Annotated in this window: 12 protein-coding genes; 10 read left to right on the top strand and 2 right to left on the bottom strand. The window is 36.8% G+C overall.

Annotated elements, in window-relative coordinates; all coding sequences use genetic code 11:
• Positions 1-49: 49 nt before the first annotated feature.
• Positions 50-1,177 carry a response regulator gene (locus JNUCC52_RS12005; RefSeq protein WP_139859478.1) on the bottom strand — a complete coding sequence of 376 codons (1,128 nt, stop codon included), beginning with the start codon at positions 1,175-1,177 and terminating at the stop codon, positions 50-52.
• Positions 1,178-1,694: 517 nt separating this feature from the next.
• Here JNUCC52_RS12005 and JNUCC52_RS12000 point away from each other — a divergent pair.
• From JNUCC52_RS12000 to nhaC, 9 genes are all read left to right on the top strand, one after another.
• Positions 1,695-2,483, top strand: a complete 789-nt coding sequence (locus JNUCC52_RS12000; RefSeq protein ID WP_139859486.1) for a LysM peptidoglycan-binding and 3D domain-containing protein — start codon at positions 1,695-1,697, stop codon at positions 2,481-2,483.
• Between the two features lie 128 nt (positions 2,484-2,611).
• Positions 2,612-3,154: a superoxide dismutase family protein gene (locus tag JNUCC52_RS11995; protein ID WP_139859480.1), complete on the top strand. Its 543-nt coding sequence runs from the start codon at positions 2,612-2,614 to the stop codon at positions 3,152-3,154.
• A 367-nt stretch (positions 3,155-3,521) separates the two neighbouring features.
• Positions 3,522-4,076, top strand: coding sequence for a superoxide dismutase family protein (locus tag JNUCC52_RS11990; RefSeq protein ID WP_139859482.1), 555 nt, complete (start codon positions 3,522-3,524; stop codon positions 4,074-4,076).
• 324 nt (positions 4,077-4,400) lie between these two features.
• A complete protein-coding gene (locus JNUCC52_RS11985; protein WP_173478767.1) occupies positions 4,401-5,405 on the top strand; it encodes a TAXI family TRAP transporter solute-binding subunit in 1,005 nt (334 codons plus the stop codon).
• Positions 5,406-5,612: 207 nt separating this feature from the next.
• A complete protein-coding gene (locus tag JNUCC52_RS11980; protein ID WP_337980044.1) occupies positions 5,613-6,128 on the top strand; it encodes a DUF1850 domain-containing protein in 516 nt (171 codons plus the stop codon).
• Positions 6,125-8,170: a TRAP transporter permease gene (locus tag JNUCC52_RS11975; protein WP_337980043.1), complete on the top strand. Its 2,046-nt coding sequence runs from the start codon at positions 6,125-6,127 to the stop codon at positions 8,168-8,170. The genes JNUCC52_RS11980 and JNUCC52_RS11975 overlap by 4 nt, the downstream gene beginning before the upstream one ends.
• 968 nt (positions 8,171-9,138) lie before the next feature.
• Positions 9,139-9,282, top strand: coding sequence for a hypothetical protein (locus tag JNUCC52_RS11970; RefSeq protein WP_173478765.1), 144 nt, complete (start codon positions 9,139-9,141; stop codon positions 9,280-9,282).
• A gap of 244 nt (positions 9,283-9,526) precedes the next feature.
• Positions 9,527-10,642 (top strand): amidohydrolase, encoded by a 1,116-nt coding sequence (locus JNUCC52_RS11965; protein WP_173478764.1) that lies wholly within the window; start codon positions 9,527-9,529, stop codon positions 10,640-10,642.
• Between the two features lie 278 nt (positions 10,643-10,920).
• Entirely contained in the window at positions 10,921-12,369 is a 1,449-nt protein-coding gene (gene nhaC / locus JNUCC52_RS11960) for a Na+/H+ antiporter NhaC (protein WP_337980042.1), read from the top strand.
• 175 nt (positions 12,370-12,544) lie between these two features.
• Here nhaC and JNUCC52_RS11955 read toward each other — a convergent pair whose 3' ends face one another.
• A complete protein-coding gene (locus JNUCC52_RS11955) occupies positions 12,545-13,789 on the bottom strand; it encodes a hypothetical protein (protein ID WP_337980041.1) in 1,245 nt (414 codons plus the stop codon).
• Between the two features lie 77 nt (positions 13,790-13,866).
• On the opposite strand from JNUCC52_RS11955, the gene JNUCC52_RS11950 reads away from it, so the two are divergent.
• Positions 13,867-14,979, top strand: coding sequence for a mandelate racemase/muconate lactonizing enzyme family protein (locus JNUCC52_RS11950; RefSeq protein WP_337980040.1), 1,113 nt, complete (start codon positions 13,867-13,869; stop codon positions 14,977-14,979).
• Positions 14,980-14,986: the final 7 nt, after the last annotated feature.

Genomic DNA, 14,986 nt, shown 5'->3' with positions numbered 1-14,986 from the left:
AATGTAGCTGTCTCTGAAAAACGATGGTTTGGAGGCAGCTACATTATTTTTATTCTTGTGCTATAGAAGCATATAACGATATTGTCTCTTGATTAGGTAGAATGCCAAGGTCTGTATACAGATTTTTCTTAAAGGTGTTGTATACTCTCACTGCATTAGCACGATTATCCTCTTCGATATAGTGCTGAATAAGTTGCTGCATAGTATTGTCAGAATAAGGATTATATTCGATCATCAAGAGTAAAGTTTGCTCTCTTTTTTTTGCATTATGTTTTGATGTATAATGCTCGACTAAATAACTTAGTAAAAGTGTTAGTTGGTTATGAATAAAATTTGCTTTACTATGAATCCAAGAGTAATCTAGTGTGGCCATGTATTCTCCATGATAATTTTGAATAAATAATTCGGATTTTTCTACATCGAGCTTGCCAAACGTTTCTTTGTCTTTTAACAGTTGCTCCAATTCCATAACATCACTATGGAAATTTTCTAATTGCAAAATATAACACCCGTTTGCATATTGCAACACGTTGAAATAGCCTAAAGATGATAACGTTGTTCGTAAATATGAAATCGTAGTATGCAATTGTACCCTTGCTTTTTTGTATTCAGTTTCAGCCCATAAGGCATCGATGATCGTATCTCGAGGTATATGACTATTGAGATTAGATAAAAGAAAGGCAAACAACTCTTTTGTTTTAACAGTTCGCCAATGTACGATGTTCTTATTATGAAAGACGGTAAAACCACCTAGGCAATGGATGCTTAGGGAGGGCTCAAACTGTTGTACTTGTTTAGTAATTGGTATTTCTAATTGGAAAAATTCATGTATTCTATTAATCGTTGTTTCAAGGCGGGATTTAGAAATGGGCTTTAATAAATAGTCGAGAGTATTAATTTCAAAAGCTTGAACAGCATAATCTCGATACGCAGTAACAAAAACAATAAGAACATTCTTTTTCCACTTTTTTAATAATTGAGCAACCTCCAAGCCGTTCATACCAGGCATTTCCACATCTAAAAAGGCCACATGGAAATCTAATGTCGGTGCCTCATCCAGCAAATCGTTAATCGTTGAATATGCTTTAACCACCTCTACTGAATTAAATTCTTCTAATTTTTTTTCCATGTTTAACAGAGCTAACGGCTCATCGTCTGCTATTATTACCCGAATCACAGTAGGACACCAACTTTCAGATTAGTTTACAACTTCACTATGTTGTACAGTGAATAATACTAAAATTGTTATTATTAGTATAATTAAGATTTATTTTACAATAAAAGGGATATTGAAAACTATAAGTATGTATAGCGACATAATTAATTAGCAATCAACTTCATATTTACGTTTAGTAGTAACCCCCATAAGCAAGTTCCACATTTTGAAATTGAATCTATTAGATACCCCCGTTACTATATTATCGGTAATATAAGCGGTATTTCCATTATATAAAATATGCAAATAGTTAGTAGTGATTTACACTTTATTTTCCAATTAATTGTGTGATTTGCTAAAAAAATGAATGGAATTGTATAAATTCTTGTTTAAATAGTAATAATTTGTAATATCAGGTCCGAGGTCCTGTGATATTTAGTTGCATTCTACAATATTGCGTGCATATTTAAGAGCTTAATTCTCTAGTGTGCTAGCAACAGAATGCCGAAAAATAAAACAACTGGAGGTATTACTTTTTATGAAGAAAAAAGCGATAGCATTAGCTGTAGCATTGACCCTTGGCATGGGGATGTTCGGGGGTACCACTTCTGCTGAGGCAGCATATACTGGTCAGATTGGTGATACACTATGGGGTTTACCCAATATTTTTAATTTGAGTTTAGCTGATTTGAAGGAGTTAGATGAAATTGATTCCATATGGGTTGACCCAGAACAAACCTTAAGTATTGAAAGGATTCTAAAAGAGGGGACGAACGACAATACCCATCTTATTGAGGCAGGCGATACATTATTCAGCCTTGCAAAAGTCTATAACGTGAAAGTAGAGGATTTACAGGAATGGAATAACCTCTCTTCTGATTTAATTTTAGTTGGTGAAACATTAGCTGTGAAAGAAGCTGCAGCAAAACCTAAAACTGAAAAAAGTGTAGCGAGTACTCCAAGTACTCCAAGTACCGTGAAAAAAACTACAACAAAACCCGTAACAACAGTCACGAGTGCACCACCTAGCCAAGATGGTCAAACATATACAATGCGCGCTACAGCTTATACTGCTTACTGTGAAGGTTGTTCAGGTATTACAGCAAACGGGACAGATATACGCTCAAATCCAAATTTAAAAGTCATTGCTGTTGACCCACGGGTTATTCCGCTCGGTACTAAAGTTTGGGTTGAAGGCTATGGCGAAGCGGTAGCTGCAGATACTGGTGGTGCGATTAAAGGAAATAAAATTGATGTTTTCATTCCATCAGATGGACAAGCCCGTAATTGGGGTGTGCGTACAGTTACAGTGAAAATTTTGAATTAAAAAAAATAGGGATTTCTCAGTATGTTTTCTGAGAAATCCCTATTTTTTACTATGAGGATAAATGCCTAGTTATGAGTTGCGAAAGTGTTTAAACAGGTGATAAACTATAAAAAAAAGGAGGTAATTTAATGAAACTGACAACTTTATTGATTATTTCTTTAGGTGTCTTTTTAGTAGGCTGTGCCAGTAATAAAAAGGAAGCTGACGCCCCTTTAACGGCAACTGCAAAAGTAATAGGTTCTAATAATGAAAGCTATGGAGATGCCTTTTTTGAAGAGCAGGATAATGGAGTCAAGGTGACATTGAACTTAAGTGGATTTCCTGCAGAGGCAAAAGGATTACATGGCATGCATATACATGAAGCAGGAAAATGTGAAGGACCAGATTTCGGAACAGCAGGTGGCCACTTTAACCCAACTTTTAAAGAGCATGGGAAGGATAATCCGAATGGTCACCACCTTGGAGACTTGCCGAATTTAGAGATAGCTGAGGATGGTACGGCAAAAATGACTGTTATGGCAGAAGGTGTCACTTTAAAAAAAGATGCAGAGTATTCATTACTTGATGGAGAAGGCACTGCGATTGTTATACATGAATCAACGGACGACTATATGACTGATCCTACTGGTGAATCTGGCGGAAGAATTGCTTGTGGTGTAATTCAATCATAAATAGTAAAGGACTATATCTATTATAGGTATAGTCCTTTTTCATATGGACTAAAAAAGATGTCTCCTGCCATTGATTTCCGCTACTACCATGCGCATTCCATGGGCACATCGTAAGTCACAACCCTCACTAACGCGCGTTCTTTTGGTCTTACGAACTGTGCGTTCCCGCAGGAGTCGCAAGTTCTCCTTCCAATCAACTTTATATGGAATGTAATAGTCCGCTCCAAATAAATAACTATTTTATATTATGGTAAATATTTTATTTTAATTCATTTTATTACCTTTTGATAAGGGATAGAAATTAGCGGTACATATTGCATAAGTAATGGGTGAGATGGGCACCATCAGAAATAGAGGAGGTAATAACATGAAAAAAATTTCAATATTAATTATTTCATTGTCCGTATTTGTCGGGGGGTGCAGCTTCTTTGATAAAAAAGAGGATAAAGTAGCTGTAAACGCTACAAATTCATCTTTAACGGCAACCGCAAAAGTAATTAGTTCAAATAACGAAAGCTATGGAAATGCCTATTTTGAAGAAGTAGACAATGGGGTCAAAGTGACATTAGCTTTAAGTGGAGTCCCCGCAGGCACACATGGTATTCATATTCATTCTGTAGGAAAGTGTGAACCGCCAACGTTTGAATCGGCAGGTCCTCACTTTAATCCGACCAACAAAGAGCACGGTACTTTAAATCCAAAGGGCTATCACTTAGGAGACTTACCGAATTTAGAAATTGGAGAAGATGGTACTGTTGATTTGAATTTCGTAGCTGAAGGTGTCTCTTTACAAAAAAATGTAGAAAACTCCTTACTTGATGGAGAGGGTACAGCGTTAGTTATTCATGAATCGGCAGACGACTATAAAACGGACCCTTCTGGTAATTCTGGTGCAAGAATTGCATGTGGCGTTATTCAATAAGGGACATATTAAGACTGTATCTATAGAAAAAAATAGATACAGTCTTTTCGATGTAACGAGATTATTCATAGAAGTTTGGTGTACCTTTTATACAAAATGTATACATTTTAAATTAATTGTATTTTCTGATAAAATATAATTAATGGTTTAATATAGAAAAATAAAGGGTAAATGAGAGTTTATTTGAATCTAATAATTTTATCAATTGGGACAAAAGGTATAAATATAATTATCTGAATTTACTATAAATAGATTGACATAATTATACTAAATTTGATAATTTTAAATAGATTCTTATATTATATCCAAAGGGGGAAGGTTAATATGAAGAAAAAGCAATTTAGACTATTAATCCTATTTAGTGCCATTGCGTTATTAATTTTAGCTGCATGTGGAACGGATAGTAGTACAGGCTCTAAGGATTCAGACAAGGGAAATGCGAATGGGGATGCAACTAGTTCCGAAAAACCAAAATTTTTAAGTTTATTAACAGGTGGAACACAAGGGACTTATTATGCATTAGGTGGTACATTTGCTGATTTAATTACAACAGAAACAGGCATTAAAACAACAGCAGAAGTTTCTCAAGCATCTGCAGCTAATATGACTGCTTTGCAAGAGGGTAAAGGTGAGATTGCGTTTGTTCAAACGGATATCGCTTATTACGCAACTGAAGGAAAATTAATGTTTGATGGTAAAAAAATAGATTCGATTGCTGCTTTAGGTGCACTTTACCCAGAGACTGTGCAATTAGTGACGACAGAAGCTTCAGGTATTAAAACATATGCTGATTTAAAAGGGAAAAAAGTATCTGTAGGTGCCCCAGGATCAGGGACATATGCGAATGCAGAACAGTTACTTGAAATCCATGGCTTAACGATGGATGACATTAAAGCGCAAAATCTTGATTTTGGTGAATCTACGGATGGTCTGCAATCAGGTCAAATTGATGCTGCGTTTATTACAGCTGGTACACCAACAGGAGCTGTAGAGGCTTTAAATGCTACAACGAAAGTAAATATTATTGGTGTAGATGCTGGTAAAGCAGATGAGCTTATTGCTAAATATCCATACTATGCGAAAGATACTGTAAAAGCTGGTACTTACGGTATTGCAAGTGATACAGAGACTGTTTCTGTACTTGCGATGTTAGCTGTAAGTAAGGATCTTTCAGACGATGTTGTATATGAAATGACGAAGGCAATTTATGACAACACGGATAAGATTTCGCATGCAAAAGGTGCATTTATTAAAGCCGAAACAGCTTTAGATGGTATTAGTATTGATATTCATCCTGGTGCGCAAAAGTATTTTGATGAACAAAAATAAAAAAACATCGGTTACAAGAGTTGCAAGCTAATGAGGATACTTTTATTTACTCAAAGTTTGACTTTGTGATGTGACTATTCCAGCAAAAGAATAAGCATTTTCCTAAACAGACAAAGGGGCTCGGATCGCGTAAAGCTTCGGGTCCCTTTTGTTTCGTTAAGATAAAACAAAAAGGCGGATAGTTTTTAAAGTGGGGGAACAGATGTGATGCGAAAGAGAAGAATAGTTTTTGTTATAGCCTTATGTTGTATATGCTTTGGCATAATTATTTTTCTTCCTCTTCAAAAGGTATTCGCATTTACAGAAACACGTATAGACAATCCGAAAGTGCATTATATACCATTTGCTGCTGATGATGCTTTTCGTATAAGGTACACACATTCAATCCATAAATCGGATGTACTTGAATATTATCAATGCGTCGAAGAGAAGCGTATTCAAATGTTAGGAATGGAGTATGAAGACTTAGCGATTGGTATGCCAGGTTACGCGGAAGAAAATCAAACATTAACACAACGAGATGGAAAATATTTTCTGCAATTTGACAACGAAGTGATTGATAATTTTACAATTTTTATTGGGGATTTAGATTTGGATCTTGTATTTGTTTACAAGAATGATGAATATGATTTAAAAAAAGATTTACAAAGGGGTAAATCCTATTTATTTGAGGTGAAGCGATTATCATTTTATGAAAGATGGAAAGGAGTTAGGTTGAAATGACAAAACTGAAGGAACGCAACAACGAAGTAAAAGAAGAATTTGAACAAATATCGGCAGAAGAGCAACAAGCGATACTTGAAAAATACGATATTGAATCAAATGTGCGTACGATTTCAGGAATCATGAAGCATGTAATCTTCTTTGGATTATTAGCATTTTCATTGTTTCAATTATATACTGCGATTTTCGGGCAATTTACAGCACCGATTCAACGGACTGTCCACTTAGGGTTTGGGTTAGCACTTATTTTCTTATTATTCCCAGCTCGCAGAAAAGCGCCAAAGCATAAAATTGCATGGTTTGATTATATTTTATCGTTATTATCTGTTGTTGTTGGTTCATATTGGGCATTAAATTATACGGAGCTTGTTAATCGTAATGGTACTATTACACAGTTGGACTTTTTAGTAGGTTTAATTGCTGTCGTTCTCGTGCTTGAGGCTGCTCGTCGTGCGGTGGGCTTACCGATTATGATTATCGCAACTTGTTTCTTAATTTATGCTTATTTTGGTCCTTATTTCCCTGCCTTTATGGCGCACAGAGGGCAAGATTTTGAAAGCATTGTTAACCTGATGTATTTTACGACAGATGGAATTTTAGGAACGCCGATTAGTGTATCTGCTACATTTATTTTTGTGTTCTTATTATTTGGAGCATTCCTTGTAAAAACAGGGGTTGGGCAGTATTTTAACGATTTAGCCGTAGCTTTCGCTGGAAAATTAATTGGTGGTCCAGCAAAGGTAGCTGTCTTTTCAAGTGCTCTACAAGGGATGATTTCAGGAAGTTCTGTGGCGAACGTTGTAACATCGGGTTCATACACAATCCCGATGATGAAAAAGCTTGGTTACCGTAAAGAATTTGCTGGTGCAGTTGAAGCAGCAGCATCTACTGGTGGTCAGTTAATGCCTCCGATTATGGGTGCCGCGGCGTTTCTAATGGTAGAATTTATAGGACGCGGAATTACATATTGGGATATTGCAAAAGCAGCCGCAATTCCTGCATTGCTTTATTTTACAGGTATTTGGATTATGACGCATTTTGAAGCAAAACGTGTCGGCTTAAGAGGCTTACGTGATGATCAAATGCCTAATCGGAAAGAAGTATTCAAGAAAATTTATTTATTACTACCTATTATTGCTATTATTGTTTTAATGTTAACTGGAACACCTGTTATGCATGCAGCCCTTTATGGAATTGTAATTTCAATTGTTGTTACAATGTTCAATAAAGATACACGTTTAAAGCCAAAAGATATTGTTGATGCGTTAGTAGAGGGCGCTCGTACGGCACTAGGTGTTGTAGCTGCAACGGCTTGTGCGGGTATTATTGTTGGAGTAGTTGTTAAAACAGGTCTAGGCTTAAGCTTAGCTAATAGTTTAGTAGCATTAGCTGGAGGAAGCATTATTTTAACGCTTGTTTTCGTTATGATTGCATCACTAATTTTAGGGATGGGTGCGCCAACAACGGCAAACTACGTTATTACGTCAACGATAGCAGCACCTGCCATTGTGGCATTATTATCGCCAAATACGCCACAAGAATTAGTGCCAGTGGTTGTCTTATTATCGGCACACTTCTTTGTATTCTACTTTGGTATTATAGCCGATATCACACCACCAGTAGCACTCGCCGCATTTGCTGCTTCGGGTATTTCAGGTGGGGATCCAATTAAGACTGGTGTTAACTCTGCAAAGCTTGCAATTGCAGCCTTTATTATTCCATATATGATTGTGTTCTCCCCAGCTTTATTAATGATTGATACAACGATACCGCAAATTTTATGGGTCGTATTTACAGCTGTTACGGGCATGGTAGCAATCGGTGCTGGCGTAATAGGATTCTGGTATCGTAAAGTACTTTGGATTGAGCGTTTGTTTGCTATTATAGCGGGCTTATTGCTTATCTATCCTGAAAAGTTCTCAGATTGGGCGGGGCTTGGTATTTTTATCGTGCTTGTGGCGATTCAAATTTTAACACAGCACAAATATGGTGGTAACGGAACTAATAACGATAACGGTCATAATAAAAGTGTGACTGCTTAATCAAAATAATAAAATTATGAAATGTATTGTAACTACGAAGGTGAAAAATGTTCGATTGATGGCATTGTTTCACTATGTAATAAAAATAAAGCCTGAATGGGCAAAACCTTTGCAGTGAAAAATTAAAAGTGAATGATGGTAGCGGAGGCGAGTGACTCCTGCGGGAACAGCACAAAACGTAAGACGCAACAGGCGGCGCGACAGCGACGGTTGAGGCTTACGATGTGCCCGCGGAAAGCACACGCCGTAGCGAACATTAACGATGCGGCAAAAAGTGATAGATTGATGGCATTGTTTCACTATGTAATAAAAAGAAAGCCTAAATGGGCAAAACCTTTGCAGCGAAAATCTAGAAGTGAATGATGGTAGCGGAGGCGAGTGACTCCTGCGGGAACAGCACAAAACGTAAGACGCAACAGGCGGCGCGACAGCGACGGTTGTGGCTTACGATGTGCCCGCGGAAAGCACGCGCCGTAGCGAACATTAATGATACGGCAAAAAGTGTTAGATTGATGGCATTGTTTCACTATGTAATAAAAAGAAAGCCTGAATGGGCAAAACCTTTGCAGTGAAAAATTAAAAGTGAATGATGGTAGCGGAGGCGAGTGACTCCTGCGGGAACAGCACAAAACGTAAGACGCAACAGGCGGCGCGACAGCGACGGTTGTGGCTTACGATGTGCCCGCGGAAAGCACACGCCGTAGCGAACATTAATGATACGGCAAAAAGTGTTAGATTGATTACAGTCAATCTAACACTTTTTCCTTTTCCTCTATCTATTTTTATATTTTAAAAGGGAAAAGTCATGATTTTTTTGTGGAGTTGCAATAAATTCAACGATTTATTATCTCAAAAAGAGATGGAATTAATATTAATTATGCATAATAAGTATTATTTGTTGATTTTTCATAAAAAGCTAGTATATAATTCTTTTATCAGAAAATTCTATTAATAAAGGAGGTAACAAAATGGAGCACCTTTTCAACTCCAAATTCGAGACATATTTAATGGATCAAGAGTCAGAACTACAAACTGCTGACCAAAAAATTGAGGAGCAACCAATGCAAATACATTATGAAGAATATCCAGAGGGATTTTTTACAAGTTTATAAATCAGTTTTTAAAAGGGCTGTGTTAAAAGTGGAACAATGACTTTTAACACAGCCCTTTATCATGAAAAAGAATTGTACAGACACAATTTTTAGAAGTTTACATAAAATAGGAAGAAGGATTTAAACATTTTCGTATTATTAAGTTATATGATATTTAAATGAATATAGTACTAATTTCATATATACTTTTCTAAAAAGCTTTCATGTATAATGGGGGAGAAAAAAGGTATATCGAGGTGTAGTTATGACGAGTGCAGCAATGTTAGAAGAAACAATGTATCAATGGTTTGAACATTTTCATAATTATCCAGAAGTAAGCTGGAAGGAGTATGAAACAACTAAGAAAATTGCATCTATATTAGATGATTTAAATGTTTCTTACCGTTTGTTAGGTGATGTACCAGGACTGATTGCAGAAATTGGTACAGGCGATGAGATTGTTGCAGTACGTGCAGATATTGACGCACTATGGCAAGAGGTAGATGGAAAATGGCAAGCAAACCATTCATGTGGTCATGATGCCAATATTACAATGGTATTAGGTGCATTATTGTTACTAAAAGACAGACCGTTACAACATCGTGTACGATTTATTTTCCAACCTGCTGAGGAAGTAGGGAATGGTGCTTGTGCAACATTTGATCGTGGCGCTGTAGATGGTGTTTCACATTTATTTGGTGTCCATTTAAGACCGATTGAAGAGCTCCCGTTAGGTAAGGTTTCGCCTGCAATTCATCATGGTGCAGCGTATTTTTTAGATGGTACTATTCATGGCACTGATGCACATGGTGCTAGACCACATCAAGGGAAAAATGCGATTGATGTTATTATGGCTATTCAGTTAATGCTAAATAGTATCCATTTGTCTCCGTTCGAGCCGCATTCTGCAAAATTAACAAAGATTATTGCAGATGGCGGTAGCACGAATATTATCCCAGGTACTGCTAGCTTTGCAATGGATATTCGTGCCCAGCATAATGATCAGCTTGAGTTGCTTCGAAGCCGTATTGAAGCAGGTTTGACATCAGTTCAGCAGCAATTTGACATTGAACTGAAATGGAAATGGCTTGATTTCACACCTGGTGCAGAAGTTTCTCCTATAGCTGCTCGTATGGCTAAAAATGCTATAGTAGAAACACTTGGCGAGCAATTTTTGGCAGAGGAAATTACGACACCAGGTAGTGACGATTTTCATTTTTATACAGTTAAAAAACCAGAGCTTAAAGCGACGATGATAGGAATTGGTGCAAATTTAGTTCCAGGGTTACATCATCCGAAAATGACTTTTGAACGAAGTGCGTTAATCGATGCATCGAAAGTACTTGCGTGTGTATTAGAAAAACAGCCAGAACATAAATAAATTATTTTGAAAAAGGTTTTATCCAACGAATTACTTTGGATAGAGCCTTTTTTAGTTGCATTTTTTCGAAGGAATGCATAAAGATACGCCGTTTTGAATGGTTTTTAAAAGCTATTTGGAAGCGTTTTTTTTCCCTTTAACAGTCATAATTGCTATAGAAGCATAAAATTTTTGCGTTGACTTTATATTTTTTGAATATTAAGCTAAAAATCGTAAAAATATATTTGCGCCTGTGAGATAGCAAATTGTAATGGGGTGCAAAAAAAGGGGATGGGACAATGAAAAAGGAAATTAGTGCGAAATGGGCACTTCTAACTTTCGCAATAATGATTACTACAATGCTTGTTACAGTAGTTGTGTTAGAGCAGAGTCCTCACGTGCCATTAATTGTTGGAACAATTGTAGCAGCGATTGTTGCCAAAATGCATGGCTTTAAGTGGATGGAAATCGAAGAAATGATGTATAAAGGTATCCGTCTAGCTCTTCCAGCCATTGTCATTATCATTTTAGTCGGTTTGACAATAGGAGCATGGATTGGTGGTGGAGTTGTTGCCACAATGATTTTCTACGGATTAAAATTAATTTCTCCAGCTTGGTTTTTAGTCACGATTTTGCTATTATGTTCAATCGTGTCGCTAGCGATTGGTAGCTCATGGTCCACAATGGCAACAATCGGTGTTGCAGGTATGGGAATCGGTTTAAGTATGGGTATTCCTGCACCGATGATTGCAGGAGCAGTTATTTCAGGTTCTTATTTTGGTGATAAAATGTCACCATTATCTGATACTACAAATCTAGCAGCAGGTCTAACGAACACAGACTTGTTTGATCATATAAAACATATGCTTTATACGACAATTCCTGCATTAATCATTACACTTGTCGCATTTGGTTTAATGGGAAGACGTTTCGCTGATGTATCAATGGATTCAGAAAAAATTATGACAACGCTTGATGTTATGGAAAAAAGCTTTGTAATTTCTCCATGGCTATTACTTGTCCCAGTTGGCGTTATTGTCATGGTGGCAAAAAAAGTTCCAGCAATTCCCGCATTAGTTATTGGTATTATTTCAGGTTTCTTATTACAGATTTTTGTACAAGGTGGAACACCAACTATGGCTGTCCATGCATTACAAGAAGGGTTTATGATTTCTACTGGCAATGAAATGGTAGACGAGCTCTTTAATCGTGGTGGCTTAGATTCAATGATGTATACGGTTTCAATGACAATTGTTGCCATGACATTTGGTGGGGTTTTAGAATATTCGGGCATGTTAAAGGCGCTTATGGATGTTGTTGTTAGGTTTGCTAAATCTACAGGTAGCCTTATCGCATCAACAATTGCTGCATGTATTACGACAAATGCAACATGTTCTGAGCAGTACATATCAATTGTTGTACCTTCTCGAATGTTTGCTGACGTTTATCAAAAACGAGGTTTGCATTCAAAAAATTTATCGCGTGCTCTGGAGGACGGAGGAACATTAACGTCCGTATTCTTCCCTTGGAACACTTGTGGTGTATTTATATTAGCGACATTGGGTGTAAGCGCTATGGAATACGCACCTTATGCAATTCTTAACTTTGCTGTGCCAATTATTTCAATCATTTATGGATACATCGGTTTTGCCATAATAAAAATGACACCAGAAGAGATTGAAGAAGCAAAGCAACGGAAAAAGGAAGCGCAAGAACAAGAGATGAATAATATGGTTGTGGCAGACTAACACAAAGGATTCTTACGTAAGTAGGGTAAGTTCTCTGTACATCTAAAACAAGACAAGCCTCATCACATAGATTGCTATTGAAAAGTGAAGAGACGCTCGGCGCATGTTTGATGCGGTCGGATAGCGTTCTTCGCTCGCCAGTGTAGAGCGCTATGTGGGGGCTTGTCATTATTTATTAGTAGGTTGCAAAGTCCAATTCATAAATTGTACGGGGGCGACCTTGTTGGTGGGTCATTTCTTCGCCAACAACTTTAGCATAGCCATGATCAACTAATTTTTTAATAATACGTTCCGTAGTACGACGCGTAACTTGTAAGTATTCTGAGAGATTTTGCGCTGTAAATTGTGATGCTTGTCGTTCAATACTAAATTGCATAATTTTAGATATGTTTAATGGGCTTAAGCTTGTCTGTTTAGCCATTTGTAAAACAAAAGGATCCTTTGTTTTTAAAGAGAGTTTGCTTTCTGATTTCGGAAATGGGCCAGATAAATTTTTATGTTCATCCAATATATATATTTCATAAGGTTTGGCAAACTTTAATGCGTGTGTAGCATTTTCGGCTGCCTCAAATATTGAATGTCCATAGCCAAAAGCAAGCCTAAAGGGCACATCTATATGTTGTATAAGTTGCTGTAAATTTTCTTTTTCGAGTGCGTTTTGTAAATGACCTGCTGTTGTATAAAGCTCAAAATAGTTAGAGCTAATTTGCTTATAGGTTGAATGTGTCGTTGTAGTTATTTGCTGTAAAATATCTTCGCAAGTACTAGTTTCAGGAATATCTAAAAATCCAACGGCTGCCTTTGCATATTCGGATTTAGTAAGAATTGATTGTGATTTCGTTTCTTCTAGACATTGAATAATAGAACTCGTTGCATCGAGCATCCGCATAGCAGGAATTTTTCGTAGCTGCAATTCATCAAATACTTTGTGAATGCTCGTAATAATATAATCAATTTGCTTGGTCTCCCATAGGGCGATATGCTTTTGCAAAACATCATCAGCTGTTTCTGTAATCGAAATAGAATGAACATATGGTTTTATACCAGTATATTCTATCTCCGTTAGAACATTATCGACGAATATAGGGTGCATGACATCGATAGATAATCTTTGTAAAGGAATTGCTTGGTTCGCTATCAATGATAATAAAGTCGTAGAAATTGTCATTTCATCCTGCTTTAAATAATTCCAGGGAATCGGAAAAGTCGCTAAAGATGTTTGCGCATGTAAATACGGCAATGTTCCACCAAATAATAGCGCATCACATGGCTTAATTTGTTTTAACAAAGACGGTGCATCGGAAGGCTGGTTATAAAGATAAAATTCTAATTGAATATTCTCTATGTTTTGTGCGATACTAAGTATACGATTCTGAAAAGCTTTCGAACATATAATTGCTATTTTAGTAGACAAAGGCATCTGTCCTTTTCTATTATTTTTTAAATAATTAGCGACGTATTAACGACAACTATAAATTATATAGGAGTATGATAAAAATGAAAATCCAACAAGTCGAAATTTTTGCGATTCAATTACCGCTTATTGATCCTTTTATTATTAGCTATGCTACATATGATACAATGCCTTCTATTATTTTGAAAATCACAACTGATACTGGCATTGTAGGATATGGAGAAGCAGTACCTGACGAACATGTTACAGGCGAGTCATGGGAAAGCACGTATGCAATATTAAAAAACCAACTTGTACCTGCCATTATTGGAGAAAATCCAATGGCTTTTGAAAAGCTTCACGATAAAATGAATCATATCGTAAAGGATGTACCAGCTGCCAAAGCCGCAATTGATATTGCATGCTTTGATATAGTCGGTAAGTCATTACAGGTACCTGTATATCAGCTACTGGGCGGTCGCTATCATGAGAAATTCCCGATTACCCATGTATTGAGTATCGGAACACCTGAAGAAATGGCAAATGAAGCAGCAAAACGAGTGGAAATGGGCTATCAATCATTTAAGATGAAGGTGGGCACTGAAGTTAGACGTGATGTTGCGCGCATAAAAGCAGTGCGTGAGCGCGTAGGTGAGGATATTGCGATACGTGTCGATGTAAACCAAGGTTGGGGAAATGCTTCTACAACTTTACAAGGTTTACGTGCATTAAAGGATTTAAATATCGATTGGTTAGAACAGCCTGTTGATAGTGAAGATATTGACGGAATGGTAGAAATTAAATCAAAATCAGATGTACCATTAATGATTGATGAGGGACTTCGTGGAGTACGTGAAATGCGTGAAATCATTCTGAAGCGCGCTGCAGACAAAGTGAATATTAAGTTAATGAAATGCGGTGGAATTTACCCTGCTATGAAATTAGCAGTAATGGCCGAAATGGCAGGTATTGAATGTCAAATTGGTTCAATGGTTGAGTCTTCTGTAGGTTCTGCCGCTGGTTTCCATGTAGCATTTTCTAAAAAAATTATGACAAGTGTCGAGTTAACAGGTCCACTTAAATTCTCGAAGGACATCGGCAATTTATACTATGATGTTCCGTTCATTTGTTTAACAGAAAAACCAGGCTTAGGTGTAGATGTAGATGAAGAAATCCTAAAGGAACTATGTAAATTTTCAACAACAGTAACAGCTTAAGGGGGGC

The sequence above is a fragment of the Lysinibacillus sp. JNUCC-52 genome (assembly GCF_015999545.1).
In the GTDB taxonomy this organism is placed as follows: Bacteria; Bacillota; Bacilli; order Bacillales_A; family Planococcaceae; genus Lysinibacillus.
The sequence above is the reverse complement of the archived record's forward strand: the minus strand, read 5'-3'. Positions and strand labels throughout refer to the sequence as shown.